14 protein-coding genes and 4 tRNA genes are annotated in these 16,849 nt (G+C 53.5%); 1 reads left to right on the top strand and 17 read right to left on the bottom strand.

The features are described from left to right. Positions 1-47: 47 nt before the first annotated feature. The 12 genes from rpoB to NWV12_RS00935 form a co-directional block, all read right to left on the bottom strand. Positions 48-4,076, bottom strand: coding sequence for a DNA-directed RNA polymerase subunit beta (gene rpoB / locus NWV12_RS00990; RefSeq protein ID WP_023334099.1), 4,029 nt, complete (start codon positions 4,074-4,076; stop codon positions 48-50). A 319-nt stretch (positions 4,077-4,395) separates the two neighbouring features. Then, a complete protein-coding gene (gene rplL, locus NWV12_RS00985) occupies positions 4,396-4,761 on the bottom strand; it encodes a 50S ribosomal protein L7/L12 (protein WP_006176746.1) in 366 nt (121 codons plus the stop codon). A 66-nt stretch (positions 4,762-4,827) separates the two neighbouring features. Further along, a complete protein-coding gene (gene rplJ, locus NWV12_RS00980) occupies positions 4,828-5,325 on the bottom strand; it encodes a 50S ribosomal protein L10 (RefSeq protein ID WP_001207203.1) in 498 nt (165 codons plus the stop codon). 291 nt (positions 5,326-5,616) lie between these two features. Continuing rightward, the gene (gene rplA / locus NWV12_RS00975) at positions 5,617-6,321 is read right to left on the bottom strand and encodes a 50S ribosomal protein L1 (RefSeq protein WP_006810530.1); all 705 of its coding nucleotides are present in this window, start codon (positions 6,319-6,321) and stop codon (positions 5,617-5,619) included. A 3-nt stretch (positions 6,322-6,324) separates the two neighbouring features. Next, positions 6,325-6,753, bottom strand: coding sequence for a 50S ribosomal protein L11 (gene rplK / locus NWV12_RS00970; protein WP_008503452.1), 429 nt, complete (start codon positions 6,751-6,753; stop codon positions 6,325-6,327). 155 nt (positions 6,754-6,908) lie between these two features. Beyond that, the gene (gene nusG, locus NWV12_RS00965) at positions 6,909-7,454 is read right to left on the bottom strand and encodes a transcription termination/antitermination protein NusG (RefSeq protein ID WP_002438628.1); all 546 of its coding nucleotides are present in this window, start codon (positions 7,452-7,454) and stop codon (positions 6,909-6,911) included. A gap of 1 nt (position 7,455) precedes the next feature. Continuing rightward, on the bottom strand, positions 7,456-7,839 hold the full coding sequence (gene secE, locus NWV12_RS00960) for a preprotein translocase subunit SecE (RefSeq protein ID WP_014068449.1): 384 nt from the start codon (positions 7,837-7,839) through the stop codon (positions 7,456-7,458). Positions 7,840-8,067: 228 nt separating this feature from the next. After that, positions 8,068-9,252, bottom strand: a complete 1,185-nt coding sequence (gene tuf / locus NWV12_RS00955) for an elongation factor Tu (RefSeq protein WP_023309456.1) — start codon at positions 9,250-9,252, stop codon at positions 8,068-8,070. A gap of 118 nt (positions 9,253-9,370) precedes the next feature. Beyond that, positions 9,371-9,446, bottom strand: a tRNA-Thr gene (locus NWV12_RS00950). Positions 9,447-9,452: 6 nt separating this feature from the next. Further along, positions 9,453-9,527 (bottom strand) — tRNA-Gly (locus NWV12_RS00945). A gap of 117 nt (positions 9,528-9,644) precedes the next feature. Continuing rightward, a tRNA-Tyr gene (locus NWV12_RS00940) sits at positions 9,645-9,729 on the bottom strand. Positions 9,730-9,737: 8 nt separating this feature from the next. Further along, positions 9,738-9,813 (bottom strand) — tRNA-Thr (locus NWV12_RS00935). Between the two features lie 317 nt (positions 9,814-10,130). Here NWV12_RS00935 and coaA point away from each other — a divergent pair. Then, the gene (gene coaA / locus NWV12_RS00930) at positions 10,131-11,081 is read left to right on the top strand and encodes a type I pantothenate kinase (protein ID WP_021242480.1); all 951 of its coding nucleotides are present in this window, start codon (positions 10,131-10,133) and stop codon (positions 11,079-11,081) included. Positions 11,082-11,125: 44 nt separating this feature from the next. On the opposite strand, the gene dppF is transcribed toward coaA, so the two are convergent. From dppF to dppA, 5 genes are all read right to left on the bottom strand, one after another. Further along, the gene (dppF, locus tag NWV12_RS00925; protein WP_048980121.1) at positions 11,126-12,139 is read right to left on the bottom strand and encodes a dipeptide ABC transporter ATP-binding subunit DppF; all 1,014 of its coding nucleotides are present in this window, start codon (positions 12,137-12,139) and stop codon (positions 11,126-11,128) included. Beyond that, entirely contained in the window at positions 12,136-13,119 is a 984-nt protein-coding gene (dppD, locus tag NWV12_RS00920; protein ID WP_008502772.1) for a dipeptide ABC transporter ATP-binding protein, read from the bottom strand. Before dppD ends, dppF begins: the two co-directional genes overlap by 4 nt. Positions 13,120-13,129: 10 nt before the next feature. Next, on the bottom strand, positions 13,130-14,032 hold the full coding sequence (gene dppC / locus NWV12_RS00915; protein ID WP_029742039.1) for a dipeptide ABC transporter permease DppC: 903 nt from the start codon (positions 14,030-14,032) through the stop codon (positions 13,130-13,132). A 9-nt stretch (positions 14,033-14,041) separates the two neighbouring features. Then, positions 14,042-15,061: a dipeptide ABC transporter permease DppB gene (dppB, locus tag NWV12_RS00910; RefSeq protein ID WP_023334097.1), complete on the bottom strand. Its 1,020-nt coding sequence runs from the start codon at positions 15,059-15,061 to the stop codon at positions 14,042-14,044. A gap of 161 nt (positions 15,062-15,222) precedes the next feature. Then, on the bottom strand, positions 15,223-16,830 hold the full coding sequence (gene dppA / locus NWV12_RS00905) for a dipeptide ABC transporter periplasmic-binding protein DppA (RefSeq protein ID WP_039261188.1): 1,608 nt from the start codon (positions 16,828-16,830) through the stop codon (positions 15,223-15,225). Positions 16,831-16,849 lie beyond the last annotated feature (19 nt).

Raw genomic sequence — 16,849 nt, 5'->3', positions numbered from 1 at the left:
CTGGTGCCGGGGATTAACCCGGCACCAGTGACCTGTTTGAGCGAGAATTACTCGTCTTCCAGTTCGATGTTGATACCCAGCGAACGAATCTCTTTCAACAGTACGTTGAAGGATTCTGGCATGCCCGGCTCCATCTGATGGTTGCCGTCCACGATGTTTTTATACATCTTGGTACGACCGTTCACGTCATCAGACTTAACGGTGAGCATTTCCTGCAGGGTGTATGCCGCGCCGTATGCTTCCAGCGCCCACACTTCCATCTCCCCGAAGCGCTGACCACCGAACTGCGCCTTACCACCCAGCGGCTGCTGAGTAACCAGGCTGTAAGAACCGGTAGAACGAGCGTGCATCTTGTCGTCGACCAGGTGGTTCAGTTTCAGCATGTACATGTAACCTACGGTTACCGGACGCTCGAACTGTTCACCGGTACGGCCGTCAAACAGCGTAATCTGACCAGACGTTGGCAGACCACCCAGTTGCAGCAGCTCTTTAATTTCAGCTTCTTTCGCACCATCGAAGACCGGCGTTGCGATTGGCATACCTTTTTTCAGGTTCTCAGCCAGACGCAGCACTTCTTCATCGCTGAAGGTATTCAGGTCGACTTTCTGACGCACGTCGGTACCCAGATCGTAGGCACGCTGGATGAATTCGCGCAGTTTCGCGACTTCTTCCTGCTGCTTCAGCATGGCGTTAATCTTGTCGCCAATACCTTTCGCAGCCATACCCAGGTGAGTTTCCAGGATCTGACCGATGTTCATACGAGACGGTACGCCCAGCGGGTTCAGTACGATATCTACCGGCGTACCGTTAGCATCGTGCGGCATATCTTCGATCGGGTTGATCTTAGAGATAACACCCTTGTTACCGTGACGACCTGCCATCTTATCACCAGGCTGGATCTGACGTTTAACGGCCAGATACACCTTAACAATCTTCAGCACGCCTGGTGCCAGATCGTCGCCCTGAGTGATTTTGCGGCGTTTCGCTTCGAGTTTTTTCTCGAACTCGTGTTTCAGTTCGTCATACTGCTCAGCCAGCTGTTCCAGCTGATTTTGTTTCTCTTCGTCGGTCAGGCCCAGTTCCAGCCAGCGATCGCGTGGCAGTTTGTCGAGCTTCTCAGCTTCAACGCCACCGGCAACAAGCACCGCATAGATACGGCTGAACAGACCCGCTTCGAGGATCTGCAGTTCTTCAGACAGGTCTTTCTTAGCCTGTTTGAGCTGCATCTCTTCGATTTCCAGCGCACGCTTATCTTTCTCAACGCCGTCACGGGTGAAGACCTGAACGTCGATAACCGTACCGGAAACACCGTTTGGTACGCGCAGAGAAGAGTCTTTAACGTCAGACGCTTTCTCACCGAAGATTGCACGCAGCAGTTTCTCTTCTGGCGTCAGCTGGGTTTCACCTTTAGGCGTAACCTTACCAACCAGAATGTCGCCGCCGGTCACTTCCGCACCGATGTAAACGATACCGGACTCATCCAGTTTGGAGAGCGCAGCTTCACCCACGTTAGGGATGTCAGCGGTGATCTCTTCTGGCCCCAGCTTGGTGTCACGAGACACGCATGCCAGTTCCTGAATGTGGATGGTGGTGAAACGATCTTCCTGAACCACACGCTCGGAGACGAGGATGGAGTCTTCGAAGTTGTAACCGTTCCACGGCATGAACGCTACGCGCATGTTCTGACCGAGCGCCAGTTCACCGAGGTCGGTGGACGGACCGTCTGCCAGCACGTCGCCGCGCTCAACTGGCTCACCCAGAGATACGCAAGGCATCTGGTTGATACAGGTGTTCTGGTTAGAGCGGGTGTATTTGGTCAGGTTATAAATGTCGATACCAGCTTCGCCCGGATACATCTCGTCTTCGTTAACTTTGATAACGATACGGGATGCATCGACGTACTGAACAGTACCGCCACGTTTAGCAACTGCAGTAACACCGGAGTCAACGGCAACAGCACGTTCCATACCGGTACCAACCAGCGGCTTATCAGCGCGCAGAGTTGGAACGGCCTGACGTTGCATGTTCGCACCCATCAATGCACGGTTGGCGTCATCGTGTTCCAGGAACGGGATCAGGGACGCACCGACGGATACCACCTGCTGGGTGGATACGTCCATGTAGTCAACCTGGTCGCGACTGAACAAGCTGGATTCGCCTTTGCTACGGCAGGTAACCAGATCTTCTACAAAGTGGCCTTCGTCATCCAGGTTGGAGTTCGCCTGAGCGATAACGTAGTTGCCTTCTTCGATAGCAGACAGGTAGTGAATTTCGTCGGTTACAACACCGTCAGTCACTTTACGGTACGGGGTCTCGAGGAAACCGTATTCGTTAGTCTGTGCGTACACGGACAGGGAGTTGATCAGACCGATGTTTGGACCTTCAGGCGTTTCGATTGGACATACGCGACCGTAGTGCGTCGGGTGTACGTCTCGAACTTCAAAGCCTGCGCGTTCACGGGTCAGACCGCCTGGGCCGAGTGCAGAGATACGACGTTTGTGCGTAATCTCAGACAGCGGGTTGTTCTGGTCCATGAACTGAGACAGCTGGCTGGAACCGAAGAACTCTTTCACTGCTGCAGAAATCGGCTTGGCGTTGATCATATCCTGAGGCATCAGGGTATCCAGATCGCCCAGAGACAGACGCTCTTTCACCGCACGCTCTACACGTACCAGGCCAACGCGGAATTGGTTTTCCGCCATTTCGCCTACGGAACGGATACGACGGTTGCCGAGGTGGTCGATATCGTCCACTTCGCCTTTACCGTTACGGATATCGATGAGCTTCTTCATCACTTCGATGATGTCGTCTTTGCTCAGGATACCGGAACCTTCGATTTCGTCGCGCAGCAGAGAACGGTTGAACTTCATACGACCAACCGCGGACAGATCGTAGCGGTCTTCGGAGAAGAACAGGTTCTCGAACAGGCTTTCCGCCGCTTCGCGAGTTGGTGGCTCACCAGGACGCATCATGCGGTAGATTTCTACCAGCGCGCTCAGACGATCGGTGGTTGGGTCGACGCGAATAGTTTCAGAAATATACGCGCCGTGGTCCAGATCGTTGGTGAACAGCGTTTCGATACGTTTGTGACCAGACTGGCTCAGCTTAGCCAGCAGATCCAGGCTCAGCTCCATGTTCGCTGGGCAGATCAGCTCACCCGTTGACTCATCAACGTAATCTTTCGCGGCTACTTTTCCTGCAATGTACTCAACCGGAACTTCGATGAGTTTGATATCATCTTTTTCCAGCTGGCGGATGTGGCGCGCGGTGATACGGCGACCTTTTTCCACATACACTTTGCCGTCGGCTTCGATGTCGAACGACGCGGTCTCGCCACGCAGACGTTCCGGCACCAGCTCCATCTGCAGCTTGTTGTCGCGGATTTCAAAGATCACTTTCTCAAAGAACAGGTCCAGGATCTGTTCAGTGGTGTATTGCAGCGCACGCAGAATGATGGTTGCAGGCAGCTTACGACGACGGTCGATACGGACAAACAGGTTGTCTTTCGGATCGAACTCGAAGTCCAGCCATGAACCACGGTAAGGAATGATGCGTGCGTTATACAGTACTTTACCGGAAGAGTGTGTTTTACCTTTATCGCTGTCGAAGAAGACGCCCGGGCTACGGTGCAGCTGGGAAACGATAACACGCTCAGTACCGTTGATAACGAAAGTACCGTTGTCTGTCATGAGTGGAATTTCACCCATGTAGACTTCTTGTTCTTTAATGTCTTTTACGGTGCCTTCCGGCGCTTCGCGCTCGTAGATCACCAGACGCAGTTTTACGCGCAGCGGTGCGGAATAGGTCACGCCACGGATCTGACATTCCTGAACGTCAAACACCGGTTCGCCAAGGCGGTAGCTGACGTACTGCAGCTCGGAGTTACCGCTGTAGCTCTGAATCGGGAACACGGAGCGGAAGGCTGCTTCCAGACCGTACTGCCCTTCAGGATCTTGCTCGATAAACTTCTGGAACGAGTCAAGCTGGATAGAAAGGAGATATGGAATGTCCAGAACTTGTGGACGTTTACCAAAATCCTTACGAATACGTTTTTTCTCGGTATAGGAGTAAACCATAGGGTTCCTCAGCTCGCTGACAAGTCGACCCATCTGTCCGACGAAGGGACAGTTTGTGCAACACCATTTTGTGGACCGGAAAATTGAATACTTTCCGCAATACCTGTTGCTATCACGCTTAAATCATTTCGTCGCGATTTACACAGAGCGAGCACCCTGTCGCAATATATTAAGTCGTCGATAGAAACATGCATTGTCAGGACAATCAGCAGTCAAACAGTGTGAAATGCTACTGATGCCTTACAGCGCAAAAAGGCTGGTGACTAAAAAGTCACCAGCCATCAGCCTAATTACTCAGGCTGCAACCAGAAAAGTTGGCTTATTTAACTTCAACTTCAGCGCCAGCTTCTTCCAGAGATTTTTTCAGTGCTTCTGCGTCGTCTTTGCTCACGCCTTCTTTCAGCGCAGCTGGAGCAGATTCTACCAGGTCTTTAGCTTCTTTCAGACCCAGGCCAGTTGCGCCACGTACTGCTTTGATAACAGCAACTTTGTTAGCGCCAGCAGCTTTCAGAATTACGTCGAATTCAGTTTTTTCTTCAGCAGCTTCAGCCGGGCCCGCAGCTACAGCTACAGCAGCAGCAGCAGAAACACCGAATTTTTCTTCCATTGCAGAAATCAGTTCTACAACGTCCATTACGGACATAGCTGCAACTGCTTCAATGATTTGATCTTTAGTGATAGACATTTAAATTGTTCCTGAAAATCAGAATAAGTTTATACGTAAGCAAATGCTTTATAAAGATAACTGCGATTAAGCAGCTTCTTTCGCATCGCGAACAGCAGCCAGAGTGCGAACCAGTTTGCCAGCCGAAGCTTCTTTCATGGTTGCCATCAGGCGTGCAATTGCTTCTTCGTAGGTCGGCAGGGTTGCCAGGCGATCGATTTGCGATGCCGGGATCAACTCACCTTCAAAGGCTGCAGCTTTGACCTCAAATTTTGCATTCGCTTTCGCGAACTCTTTGAACAGACGAGCAGCAGCGCCCGGGTGTTCCATAGAGTATGCAATCAGGGTCGGACCAACAAACGTGTCTTTCAGGCACTCGAACTGAGTACCTTCAACTACGCGACGCAGCAGGGTGTTACGAACAACACGCATGTATACGCCAGCTTCACGACCTGCTTTACGCAGTTCAGTCATTTTGTCTACAGTAACGCCACGGGAATCCGCAACTACTGCAGACAGCGCGCCTTTGGCTACTTCGCTGACTTCAGCAACAATCGCTTGTTTGTCTTGAAGATTTAAAGCCATTAGCTTTGCTCCTGGATGTTTGCCGGAACTCATGTTCCGGAACTCACTTCACTCTCCCAAACGGAAAGAGCGTCTTAATACGGTGAGCAGAAACAAGCCAGAGTATCCAAAAATAATCTTAGCGTTCTGTCACCGTCTACGCAGGGGATTAAGTCTCTTGCGAAACACCTGCGGTCTTCGACGGAGGCCTGGATTAGGCCAGGCTCCAACGAACAAATCTTTTAGCCGCTAACTTTCGTTAGCAAACGTGGGGGTAAGATTGTAGACAAAATCACCGCCCACGTAAAGGCATTAGTTTGCAGCAGCGCTCAGGCCAGCCTGGTCAACTGCAACACCTGCACCCATGGTGGTGGAGATGCTAACTTTCTTGATGTACACGCCTTTCGCCTGAGTTGGTTTTGCTTTTTTCAGCGCAACCAGCAGAGCTTCCAGGTTTTCTTTCAGTTTGTCAGCGTCAAAGTCCACTTTACCGATGGTGGTGTGGATGATGCCGTTTTTGTCGTTACGATAACGAACCTGACCTGCTTTAGCGTTCTTAACCGCTTCAGCAACGTTAGGAGTTACAGTACCAACTTTCGGGTTTGGCATCAGGCCGCGTGGACCCAGAACCTGGCCCAGCTGGCCAACAACGCGCATTGCATCTGGAGAAGCAATAACAACGTCAAAGTTCATTTCGCCTTTCTTGATCTGATCAGCCAGATCTTCCATACCTACCAGTTCAGCGCCGGCAGCTTTAGCAGCTTCAGCGTTTGCACCCTGAGCAAATACAGCTACGCGAACGGAACGGCCAGTACCGTGTGGCAGTACAGTTGCGCCACGAACGTTCTGATCGGATTTACGCGCGTCGATGCCGAGGTTAACGGCAACGTCAACGCTTTCAACGAACTTAGCAGTTGCCAGTTCTTTCAGCAGAGCGATAGCTTCGTTGATGTCGTACTGTTTGGTCGCATCAACTTTGTCACGGATCACGGACATGCGCTTGGTCAGTTTAGCCATTTCTTAGTCCTCCACTACCAGGCCCATGGAACGTGCAGTACCTTCGATTGAGCGAGTCATCGCTTCAATGTCGGCACCAGTCATGTCGGCAGCTTTGGTCTGCGCGATTTCCTGCAGCTGAGCGCGGGAAATTTTACCCACTTTGTCTTTGTTCGGTTTACCGGAACCAGACTTGATACCAGCCGCTTTCTTCAGCAGAACAGCTGCTGGAGGGGTTTTGGTAACGAAAGTGAAAGAACGGTCAGCGTAAACAGTGATTACGACTGGGATTGGCAGACCTTTTTCCAGGGATTCGGTTTTGGCGTTGAACGCTTTACAGAATTCCATGATGTTCACACCCTGCTGACCCAGAGCTGGACCAACTGGTGGACTTGGGTTCGCCATACCAGCTGCAACCTGCAGCTTGACGTAGGCTTGTACTTTCTTAGCCATTCTAAAATCCTCTGATTGGGTGATAGCGCCTCAGGGAGGCTCCCCGTGAATAAAATTCGTTTTACGGGCCGGGCCCATAAAAACAAAAGGCGCGAAATTGTATTCCAATCTCGCGCCCTGTGCAACGATTAAATCGCCGCTTTTTTGATCGCTGCTTAGGCTTTTTCGACCTGCGCAAAGTCCAGTTCTACAGGGGTCGCACGACCGAAGATAGAAACGGAAACTTTCAGGCGGGACTTCTCGTAGTCCACTTCTTCAACCACACCGTTAAAGTCAGCAAACGGACCGTCGCTAACACGAACCATTTCACCCGGTTCAAACAGCGTTTTCGGACGCGGCTTATCACCCACCTGCTGCAGGCGGTTCATAATCGCATCAACTTCTTTGTCGCTGATTGGCGCCGGACGGTCAGACGTGCCGCCGATAAAGCCCATCACGCGCGGTACGCTGCGCACCAGGTGCCAGCTCGCGTCGTTCATCACCATCTGAACCAGCACGTAACCCGGGAAGAATTTACGCTCGCTTTTGCGACGTTGGCCGCCACGGATCTCAACCACTTCTTCGGTCGGAACCATAACTTCGCCAAATAACTCTTCCATGTTGTGTAATTTGATATGCTCACGCAGCGACGTTGCTACGCGGCCTTCAAAACCGGAAAACGCCTGAACGACGTACCAACGCTTTTTAGGGGCTTCAGACATCTTAGAACCTCAGGCCAGTAATAAAGGAAACCAGGCGAACCAGAATACCATCCAGTCCCCACAGGATCAGTGACATTACCGCAGTCACTGCAGCCACGATCAGCGTGGTGTGCAATGTTTCCTGGCGAGTCGGCCAAATGACCTTGCGGACTTCGGTACGTGCTTCGCGAGCGAAAGCAACGGTTGCTTTACCCTTAGTCGTCAACAGCGCGACACCGCCCGCTGCAGCAATCAGAATCACCACTGCCAGCGCGCGGAGCGGCAGCATCATGTCACGATAAAGATAGTTGCCAACGATTGCCACAATCAGCAGCACGGCAACAGCGACCCACTTCATCGCTTCCAGGCCGCGCCCGCTCCCTTGAGCTTCGGTATTCGCACTCATAAACCAACCTGTCAGAAGAATTCTACAAATAATTTCACCCCGCGATTGCGAGGCGAGCCAAATCGAAACGCTAATCCCTTTATGGATTATACGCTCTCTGCAGAGCCTGTCTCAGCAATGATTATGACAAAAATAATCACTGATGAGCCAGGTTCTGATGTGAAAGCGTGCAAAAAGGGCATCAAATGATGCCCTTTTCATGCGCATTGCGTCAAATGTTATCAGCGATTAGCCGAGAACTTTAGCAACCACGCCCGCGCCAACGGTACGGCCACCTTCACGGATTGCGAAACGCAGACCGTCGTCCATCGCGATTGGGTGGATCAGAGTCACAACCATCTTGATGTTGTCGCCTGGCATTACCATCTCAACGCCTTCTGGCAGTTCGATGGTACCGGTCACGTCAGTTGTACGGAAGTAGAACTGTGGACGGTAGCCTTTGAAGAACGGAGTATGACGGCCGCCTTCGTCTTTGGACAGGATGTACACTTCAGATTCGAACTTGGTGTGTGGCTTGATTGAGCCTGGCTTCGCCAGAACCTGACCACGTTCGATTTCTTCACGTTTGATACCACGCAGCAGAACACCAACGTTCTCACCAGCACGGCCTTCGTCCAGCAGTTTGCGGAACATTTCAACGCCAGTACAGGTAGACTTCGCAGTCTCTTTGATACCAACGATTTCAACTTCTTCGCCAACTTTGATGATACCGCGCTCTACACGACCGGTAACAACGGTACCACGACCGGAGATGGAGAATACGTCTTCGATTGGCAGCAGGAATGGCTTGTCAATCGCACGCTCTGGTTCTGGGATGTAAGAATCCAGGAAGCCAGCCAGTTCGATGATTTTCGCTTCCCACTCTGCGTCGCCTTCCAGCGCTTTCAGAGCAGAACCACGAACGATTGGAGTGTCGTCGCCCGGGAAATCGTACTGAGACAGCAGTTCACGAACTTCCATCTCTACCAGTTCCAGCAGCTCTTCGTCATCAACCATGTCGCATTTGTTCAGGAACACGATGATGAAAGGAACGCCTACCTGACGACCCAGCAGGATGTGCTCACGAGTCTGAGGCATTGGGCCGTCAGTCGCAGCAACAACCAGGATCGCGCCGTCCATCTGCGCAGCACCGGTGATCATGTTTTTAACATAGTCGGCGTGGCCTGGGCAGTCTACGTGTGCGTAGTGGCGAGTCGGGGTGTCGTACTCAACGTGAGAGGTGTTGATGGTGATACCACGAGCTTTTTCTTCTGGTGCGTTATCGATCTGGTCGAATGCACGAGCAGAACCACCGTAGGTTTTTGCCAGAACGGTAGTGATTGCAGCGGTCAGCGTTGTTTTACCATGGTCAACGTGGCCGATAGTACCGACGTTAACGTGCGGTTTTGTACGTTCAAACTTTTCTTTAGACATCGATTGTCCCTCTAAGACACGGATAAATCGGTGATATCACCACATCAACCAGGCGAAATGCCTGAATTGTTGAATACAGTAAAATTGAAACAGAGAGAAACGGGAAGGAGAAGTGAAGTGGTGCTGATACCCAGAGTCGAACTGGGGACCTCACCCTTACCAAGGGTGCGCTCTACCAACTGAGCCATATCAGCACGTATTGGAGCGGGCAGCGGGAATCGAACCCGCATCATCAGCTTGGAAGGCTGAGGTAATAGCCATTATACGATGCCCGCATCCTGAAACTCGGCTACCCAGTTCTTTCTGTAACAAAAAAAGAGATTTCTCTCTTTTTCAGTTTGAGCTGGCTAATTTTTCCAACCAGCTCCGGCGGCATTTACGCTGCCAGAAAGTGGTGGTGGGGGAAGGATTCGAACCTTCGAAGTCTGTGACGGCAGATTTACAGTCTGCTCCCTTTGGCCGCTCGGGAACCCCACCGGACTTGATGGTGCCGACTACCGGAATCGAACTGGTGACCTACTGATTACAAGTCAGTTGCTCTACCTACTGAGCTAAGTCGGCATCAAGTAGCGCGCATTCTATGGATACCTGCGCGGTCATGCAACTAAAAATTTGCATAAAACGTTCTTTCGCTCACATTTTATGCGAACAGCGTATCGGACGCTGTAAAAGTAGTCATTTGAGGTCAAATATTCAACATATCATCGTGATTTGCACCGTATTCACCGTAGCGTGACGGCTTCCGCGTAACGCAGCGCTTTCCATCTTTTTTCTTATTATTCCCGTCATCTGGTGTTAACCTCCTGCCCATTGTCCAAAATTAACTGTGTGATGAGCCACGATCCGGCAGTGTGATGCTGGCTCACTGAAGCATGCTTATGAGCAAAAAAGAGCAAACGTTAATGACGCCTTATCTTCACTTTAACCGCAGCCAGTGGGCTGCCCTGCGTGATTCCGTCCCTATGACGCTGACGGAAGGTGAAATCGCACGGTTAAAAGGGATAAACGAAGATCTGTCCCTGGAAGAGGTGGCAGAAATTTATCTCCCCCTCTCTCGCTTGCTTAACTTCTATATCAGCTCGAACCTGCGCCGTCAGGCCGTGCTGGAGCAGTTTCTCGGGACGAACGGTCAACGCATTCCTTATATCATTAGTATCGCAGGCAGCGTGGCCGTGGGTAAAAGTACCACCGCGCGCGTCCTGCAGGCGCTGTTGAGCCGCTGGCCGGAACACCGCAGCGTGGAGCTGATCACCACCGACGGCTTCCTGCACCCGAACGAGGTGTTAAAAGAACGTGGGCTGATGAAGAAGAAAGGTTTCCCGCTTTCTTATGATATGCACCGTCTGGTGAAATTTGTCTCTGACCTGAAATCCGGCGTGCCGCACGTGACTGCGCCAGTCTATTCACACCTGATCTACGATCGCATCCCGGGTGGGGATAAAACCGTGGTCCAGCCGGACATCCTGATTCTGGAAGGTCTGAACGTGCTGCAAAGCGGGATGGACTATCCTCACGATCCGCATCACGTATTCGTCTCGGACTTCGTCGATTTCTCTATTTATGTCGATGCGCCGGAAGACCTGCTGCAAAACTGGTACATCAACCGCTTCCTGAAGTTCCGCGAGGGGGCGTTCACTGACCCGGATTCCTATTTCCACCACTATGCCCAGCTTTCTGAAGAAGAAGCGATCAACGTGGCGACGGGGCTGTGGAATGAGATCAACTACGTGAACCTCAAAGAGAACATCCTGCCGACGCGCGAGCGTGCAAGCCTGATCCTCACCAAGAGCGAGAAGCACGCCGTCGACCAGATTCGCCTGCGGAAATAATCAAGCAGACATAAAAAAAACCGGCTTAGCGCCGGTTTTTTTCGTTATGCCTGTGGCTTCTCGCCATTTTCATCCTGATCGACCGCGAAGCAGGCAACCAGCTGGCCGCCATAATCCTTCAGCTGCGGCTGGAGCTGGGTGCACGGACCGAAGCGGCGACTGCAGCGGGCGTTGAATGCACATCCCGGAGGCGGATTCAGCGGGCTTGGCAGTTCCCCCGTCAGCTTAATACGCTCACGACGATCGTCCGGGTTCAGACGCGGCGTCGCAGACAGCAGCGCCTGGGTATACGGGTGACGAGGGTTATTAAAGATCTGGTCTTTGGTCCCCTTCTCCACGCAGCGCCCCAGGTACATCACCATCACTTCATCGGCAATATGCTCAACCACCGACAGGTCGTGGGAGATGAACACGTAAGAGAGCCCCAGCTCCTGCTGGAGATCCATCATCAGGTTCAGCACCTGCGCACGCACGGATACGTCGAGCGCGGAGACCGGCTCATCGGCAATCACCACGTCCGGATCGAGCATTAGCCCGCGGGCGATAGCGATACGCTGACGCTGGCCGCCGGAGAACATGTGCGGATAGCGATCGTAATGCTCGGTTTTGAGGCCGACCTTCGCCATCATCGCCAGCGCTTTTTCACGGCGCTGCTCTTTGCTCAGATTACTGTTGATCAGCAGCGGCTCTTCCAGAATCTGCCCGACTTTTTTACGCGGGTTCAAAGAACCATACGGGTTCTGGAACACAATCTGGATTTTCTGGCGACGCAGCTTCTGCGCCTGCGGATCGTGCTTGAGCAGATCCTGCCCCTGATAATAGAGCTCCCCGCCGGTCGGCACTTCAATCATCGTCAGCAGACGGCCCAGCGTGGATTTGCCGCAGCCTGACTCCCCCACCACCGCCAGCGTTTTACCGCGTTCGAGGTTAAAAGAGACGCCGTCCAGCGCTTTCACCAGGCGTTCAGGGGCAAACAGCCCCTTCTTCACCGGGTAGTATTTTTTCAGATCGATGGCCTGCAACAGCGGTTGTTGCTTGGTGGCCTGTTGCGTACTCATAGTGTTGGCCTCCCGGCATCATCGAGTGGGTAGTGGCATTTCGACTGACGGCCGTCAGCAAGCTGGTTAAGCTCTGGCTCTTCTGCCCGGCATTTGTCCGTCGCATACGGGCAGCGCGGATTGAGCAGACAGCCCTGCGGACGGTCATATTTACCCGGTACCACACCCGGCAGCGACGCCAGACGCGCTTTGTCCTGAGCAAACTCCGGCAGCGCGCGTAAAAGCGCCTGGGTATACGGATGACGCGGCGCGCGGAATATATCGTGTGAATTCCCGGTCTCGACCACCTGACCGGCGTACATCACGATGATTTTGTGCGCGGCTTCGGCCACCAGCGCCAGATCGTGCGTAATCAGCACCAGCGCCATATTCTCTTTCTGCTGCAGCTCCAGCAGCAGTTCGATGATTTGCGCCTGAATGGTCACATCCAGCGCCGTCGTAGGTTCATCCGCAATCAGCAGTTTTGGTCGACAGGCAATCGCCATCGCGATCATCACGCGCTGGCTCATCCCACCGGAGAGCTGGTGCGGGTAAACGTCCAGACGTGATGCCGGGTCAGGAATACCCACCTGGTTCAGCAGGTCGATCGCGCGCTGACGACGGGTTTTCTTATTCCCGCCCTGATGCACCTTAATCGCTTCCATAATCTGGAAACCAACGGTATAGCAAGGGTTCAGGCTGGTCATGGGATCCTGAAAAATCATCGCCACTTCGGCGCCCACCAGCTGGCGGCGCTGTTTTTCAGAAATGCGCTTCAGATCCTGACCGTTGAACTGCAGGTTTTCCGCCATCACGCGGCCCGGGTAATCAATCAGCCCCATGATCGCCAGTGAGCTCACTGACTTACCGGAACCGGACTCCCCGACAATGCCAACCACTTCGCCCTGATTTACGCTGTAGCTGATGCGGTCCACGGCGCGAAACGGGGTGCCTTCGTCGCCGAAGTGCACCGATAATTTATCTACATTTAATAACGCCATCTCGTGCCTCTTACTGCTTCAGTTTGGGATCAAGCGCATCACGCAGGCCATCACCCATCAGGTTAAATGCCAGCACCGTCAGCAGAATTGCCAGACCCGGGAAGGTGACAACCCACCAGGCGCTTTGTGCGAACTGCAACACGTCGGAGAGCATGGTGCCCCACTCCGGTGTTGGCGGCTGCGCACCCATGCCCAGGAAGCCAAGAGCGGCCATATCAAGAATGGCGTTAGAGAAACCGAGCGACGCCTGAACAATCAGCGGCGCCAGGCAGTTAGGGAAGATATTCACGAACATCTGGCGCATCGCACCGGCACCCGCCACGCGAGAGGCCGTGACGTAATCGCGGTTCACTTCCACCAGTACCGCCGCACGGGTTAAACGCACGTAGTGAGGGAGCGCCACGAAGGTCAACGCCAGCGCGGCATTGCCTATCGACGGGCCGAAGATCGCCACCAGAACCAGCGCCAGCAGCAGGCTTGGCAACGCCAGCATGATATCGACGATACGCATGATGATGTTATCAACGATGCCGCCGAAGTAACCGGCAACCAGGCCGAGTACAACGCCCATGATCAGCGACAGCACAACAACGAGACAGCCGACCAGCAGCGACAGGCGCGCGCCGTACATCAGACGCGACAGCACGTCGCGACCCACGTCATCGGTACCCAGCAGGTGCGTCAGGCTACCGCCATCCTGCCACGCAGGCGGCGCGAGCAGCGCATCGCGGAACTGGTCCGCCGGGTTATACGGTGCGAGGAAGTTCGCAAACACCGCAATCAGGATCATGATTACGACATACACCAGCCCTACCACCGCGCCTTTATTGCGCTTGAAGTAGTGCCAGAATTCCTGCAGCGGCGTCATAGGAACCGGTGCAGCGACCACTTTATTTTGAGTGACTTGTGACATGATGGTCCCTTACTTCTTATGACGAATACGCGGGTTCACCACGCCGTACAGCAAATCGACCAGCAGGTTGACGAGGATAATCATCGTCGCGACCAGCAGTACACCGCCCTGCACAACCGGATAGTCACGGCGTTGCAGCGCGTCAATCAGCCAGCGTCCAAGGCCCGGCCAGGAGAAGATGGTTTCGGTCAGGATCGCCCCCGCCAGCAACGTACCCACCTGGAGGCCGATAACGGTCACCACCGGCAGCATGGCATTACGCAGCGCATGGACGATGATGACGCGCATACGCGTCAGGCCCTTTGCGCGCGCGGTGCGGATATAATCCTCACCCAGCACTTCCAGCATCGATGAACGGGTCATTCGCACGATCACCGCCAGAGGAATAGTGCCCAGCACCATGGCAGGCAGGATCATGTGCGCCACGGCATCAATGAAGTTGCCCTCTTCGCCCCAGATAGCCGTATCGATCAGCATAAATCCGGTGAGCGGGTTGGAGTCATCAAGGAAGACCATATCGCTGACGCGCCCGGAGACCGGTGTCAGGTTAAGCTGCACCGATACCAGCATGATCAGCATCATGCCCCACCAGAAGATAGGCATGGAGTAGCCGGTCAGCGCCAGGCCCACGGCGGTGTGGTCAAAAATAGAGCCACGCTTGACGGCAGCCAGTACCCCAACAGGAATACCCACCGCAGTGGCGAAAATCATGGCGCAGACGCCAAGCTCCAGCGTCGCTTTAAAACGCGGCACGAACTCGTCCCACACCGGAAGACGGCTTTTCAGCGAAATCCCTAAATCACCGTGCAACACGCCCCATATATAGTGGAGGTACTGCTGCCACATCGGCTTATCGAGACCGAGTTCCGCCAGCAGCTGTGCATGGCGCTCAGGGGAAATACCACGCTCGCCCGCCATAATCATTACCGGGTCGCCGGGGATCATATGGACGAAGGCAAAAGTGAGAAGGGTGATACCGATAAACGTGGGGATAACAAGTCCCAGACGTCGGAGGATGAACTGCAACATAACCCGGATTCTCTCTGATGACGCACGACCAGTGGCGTGACGTCTGTATTGCTCACAAATGTAAATTCCCTCTCCTGGCGGGAGAGGGTTAGGGTGAAGGGCGTGCATGCATCCCCTCACCCCTGCCCTCTCCCAGAGGGAGAGGGAGAACACCCTACTTATTATTCAACAGATACGTTTTCGAAGTGGTGTTTGCCCAGTGGATCAACCACGTAGCCCTTCACTTCTTTACGCACTGGCTCGTACACGGTGGAGTGAGCAACAATCAGCGCCGGAGCCTGATCGTGCATAACAACCTGAGCCTGCTTGTACAGTTCAATACGTTTGTTGTGATCGTCGGTCGCACGCGCCGGCTGGATCAGGTCTTCAAACGGCTTGTAGCACCAGCGAGAGTAGTTAGAACCGTCTTTCGCCGCCGCGCAGCTGAACAGGGTGGCGAAGAAGTTGTCCGGATCCCCGTTATCACCGGTCCAGCCCATCATTACCGCCTGGTGCTCACCCGCTTTGGCGCGCTTCAGGTACTCGCCCCACTCGTAGGTCACAATCTTGGCCTGAACGCCAACTTTAGCCCAGTCAGCCTGAACCATTTCCGCCATACGGCGTGCGTTCGGGTTGTACGGACGCTGTACCGGCATCGCCCACAGCTCAACGGTAAAGCCTTTATCCTGGCCCGCTTCTTTCAGCAGCGCTTTCGCTTTCTCAGGATCGTAGGTGTAGTCTTTAACGTCGTCGTTATAACCCCACATGGTTGGTGGGATCAGGTTTTTGGCAGCAACGCCAGCGCCCTGGTAAACCGCCTTGATAATCGCTTCTTTGTTCACCGCGTAGGTCAGCGCCTGACGTACTTTCACGTCATCAAACGGTTTCTTCTCGGTGTTGAAGGAGAGATAGCCCACGTTCAGGCCAGCCTGCTCCAGCAGGTTGATGTTCTTGTCCTGCTTCATGCGGGCGATATCAGCCGGGTTCGGGTACGGCATTACCTGGCATTCGTTTTTCTGCAGTTTTGCATAACGTACTGACGCATCAGGCGTGATGGAGAAGACCAGACGGTCGATCTGCGGCTTGGTGCCCCAGAAGCCTTCGAACGCTTTATACAGAATGCGGGAGTCTTTCTGGTACTGCAGCAGCTGGAATGGACCGGTACCGATTGGGTTCAGGTCAACTTTTTCCGGTGTACCGGCTTTCAGCATGTTGTCCGCGTACTCTTTGGACAGAATTGAAGCGAAGTCCATGGCCAGGTCAGCCAGGAATGGCGCTTCCGGACGCGTCAGTACGAACTGAACCGTTTTATCGTCCACTTTTTTCACTTCAGCGATCAGGTCTGGCAGACCCATCCCTTCGAAGTATTCATAGCTGCCGCCAGACACTTTGTGGTACGGGTTCTGAGCGTTTTTCTGACGGTCGAAGGAGAACACAACGTCGTCGGCGTTAAAGTCGCGCGTTGGTTTGAATTCTTTGCTGTCCTGCCACTTCACGCCCTGGCGCAGGTGGAAGGTATAGGTTTTACCGTCTTCGCTGACGTCCCACTTCTCGGCCAGACCCGGAATCACTTCCGTGGTACCGGTTTTGAATTCAACCAGACGGTTATAGATCGGTACAGAGCTTGCGTCGTAAGTCGTACCAGAGGTAAAGAGCTGTGGGTTAAAGCCTTCCGGCGAGCCTTCAGAACAGTAAACCAGGGTTTTTGCCTGTACGCTTGCTGCCACGGTCATAGCCACCAGGCTCAGACCAAGCTTCAGCATCCCTGACTTCTTCAAGGAAATACTCATTATTCTGCTCCAATGTGAT

The sequence above is a fragment of the Enterobacter sp. Crenshaw genome (genome assembly GCF_024734705.1).
Classification (GTDB): Bacteria; Pseudomonadota; Gammaproteobacteria; order Enterobacterales; family Enterobacteriaceae; genus Enterobacter; species Enterobacter asburiae_B.
This window is presented reverse-complemented; position numbering and strand designations above follow the sequence as displayed.

Coding starts and splice junctions, on each gene's coding strand:
- rpoB (WP_023334099.1), bottom strand. CDS start 4,076: ATGGTTTACTCCTATACCGAGAAAAAACGTATTCGTAAGGATTTTGGT.
- rplL (WP_006176746.1), bottom strand. CDS start 4,761: ATGTCTATCACTAAAGATCAAATCATTGAAGCAGTTGCAGCTATGTCC.
- rplJ (WP_001207203.1), bottom strand. CDS start 5,325: ATGGCTTTAAATCTTCAAGACAAACAAGCGATTGTTGCTGAAGTCAGC.
- rplA (WP_006810530.1), bottom strand. CDS start 6,321: ATGGCTAAACTGACCAAGCGCATGTCCGTGATCCGTGACAAAGTTGAT.
- rplK (WP_008503452.1), bottom strand. CDS start 6,753: ATGGCTAAGAAAGTACAAGCCTACGTCAAGCTGCAGGTTGCAGCTGGT.
- nusG (WP_002438628.1), bottom strand. CDS start 7,454: ATGTCTGAAGCCCCTAAAAAGCGTTGGTACGTCGTTCAGGCGTTTTCC.
- secE (WP_014068449.1), bottom strand. CDS start 7,839: ATGAGTGCGAATACCGAAGCTCAAGGGAGCGGGCGCGGCCTGGAAGCG.
- tuf (WP_023309456.1), bottom strand. CDS start 9,252: ATGTCTAAAGAAAAGTTTGAACGTACAAAACCGCACGTTAACGTCGGT.
- coaA (WP_021242480.1), top strand. CDS start 10,131: ATGAGCAAAAAAGAGCAAACGTTAATGACGCCTTATCTTCACTTTAAC.
- dppF (WP_048980121.1), bottom strand. CDS start 12,139: ATGAGTACGCAACAGGCCACCAAGCAACAACCGCTGTTGCAGGCCATC.
- dppD (WP_008502772.1), bottom strand. CDS start 13,119: ATGGCGTTATTAAATGTAGATAAATTATCGGTGCACTTCGGCGACGAA.
- dppC (WP_029742039.1), bottom strand. CDS start 14,032: ATGTCACAAGTCACTCAAAATAAAGTGGTCGCTGCACCGGTTCCTATG.
- dppB (WP_023334097.1), bottom strand. CDS start 15,061: ATGTTGCAGTTCATCCTCCGACGTCTGGGACTTGTTATCCCCACGTTT.
- dppA (WP_039261188.1), bottom strand. CDS start 16,830: ATGAGTATTTCCTTGAAGAAGTCAGGGATGCTGAAGCTTGGTCTGAGC.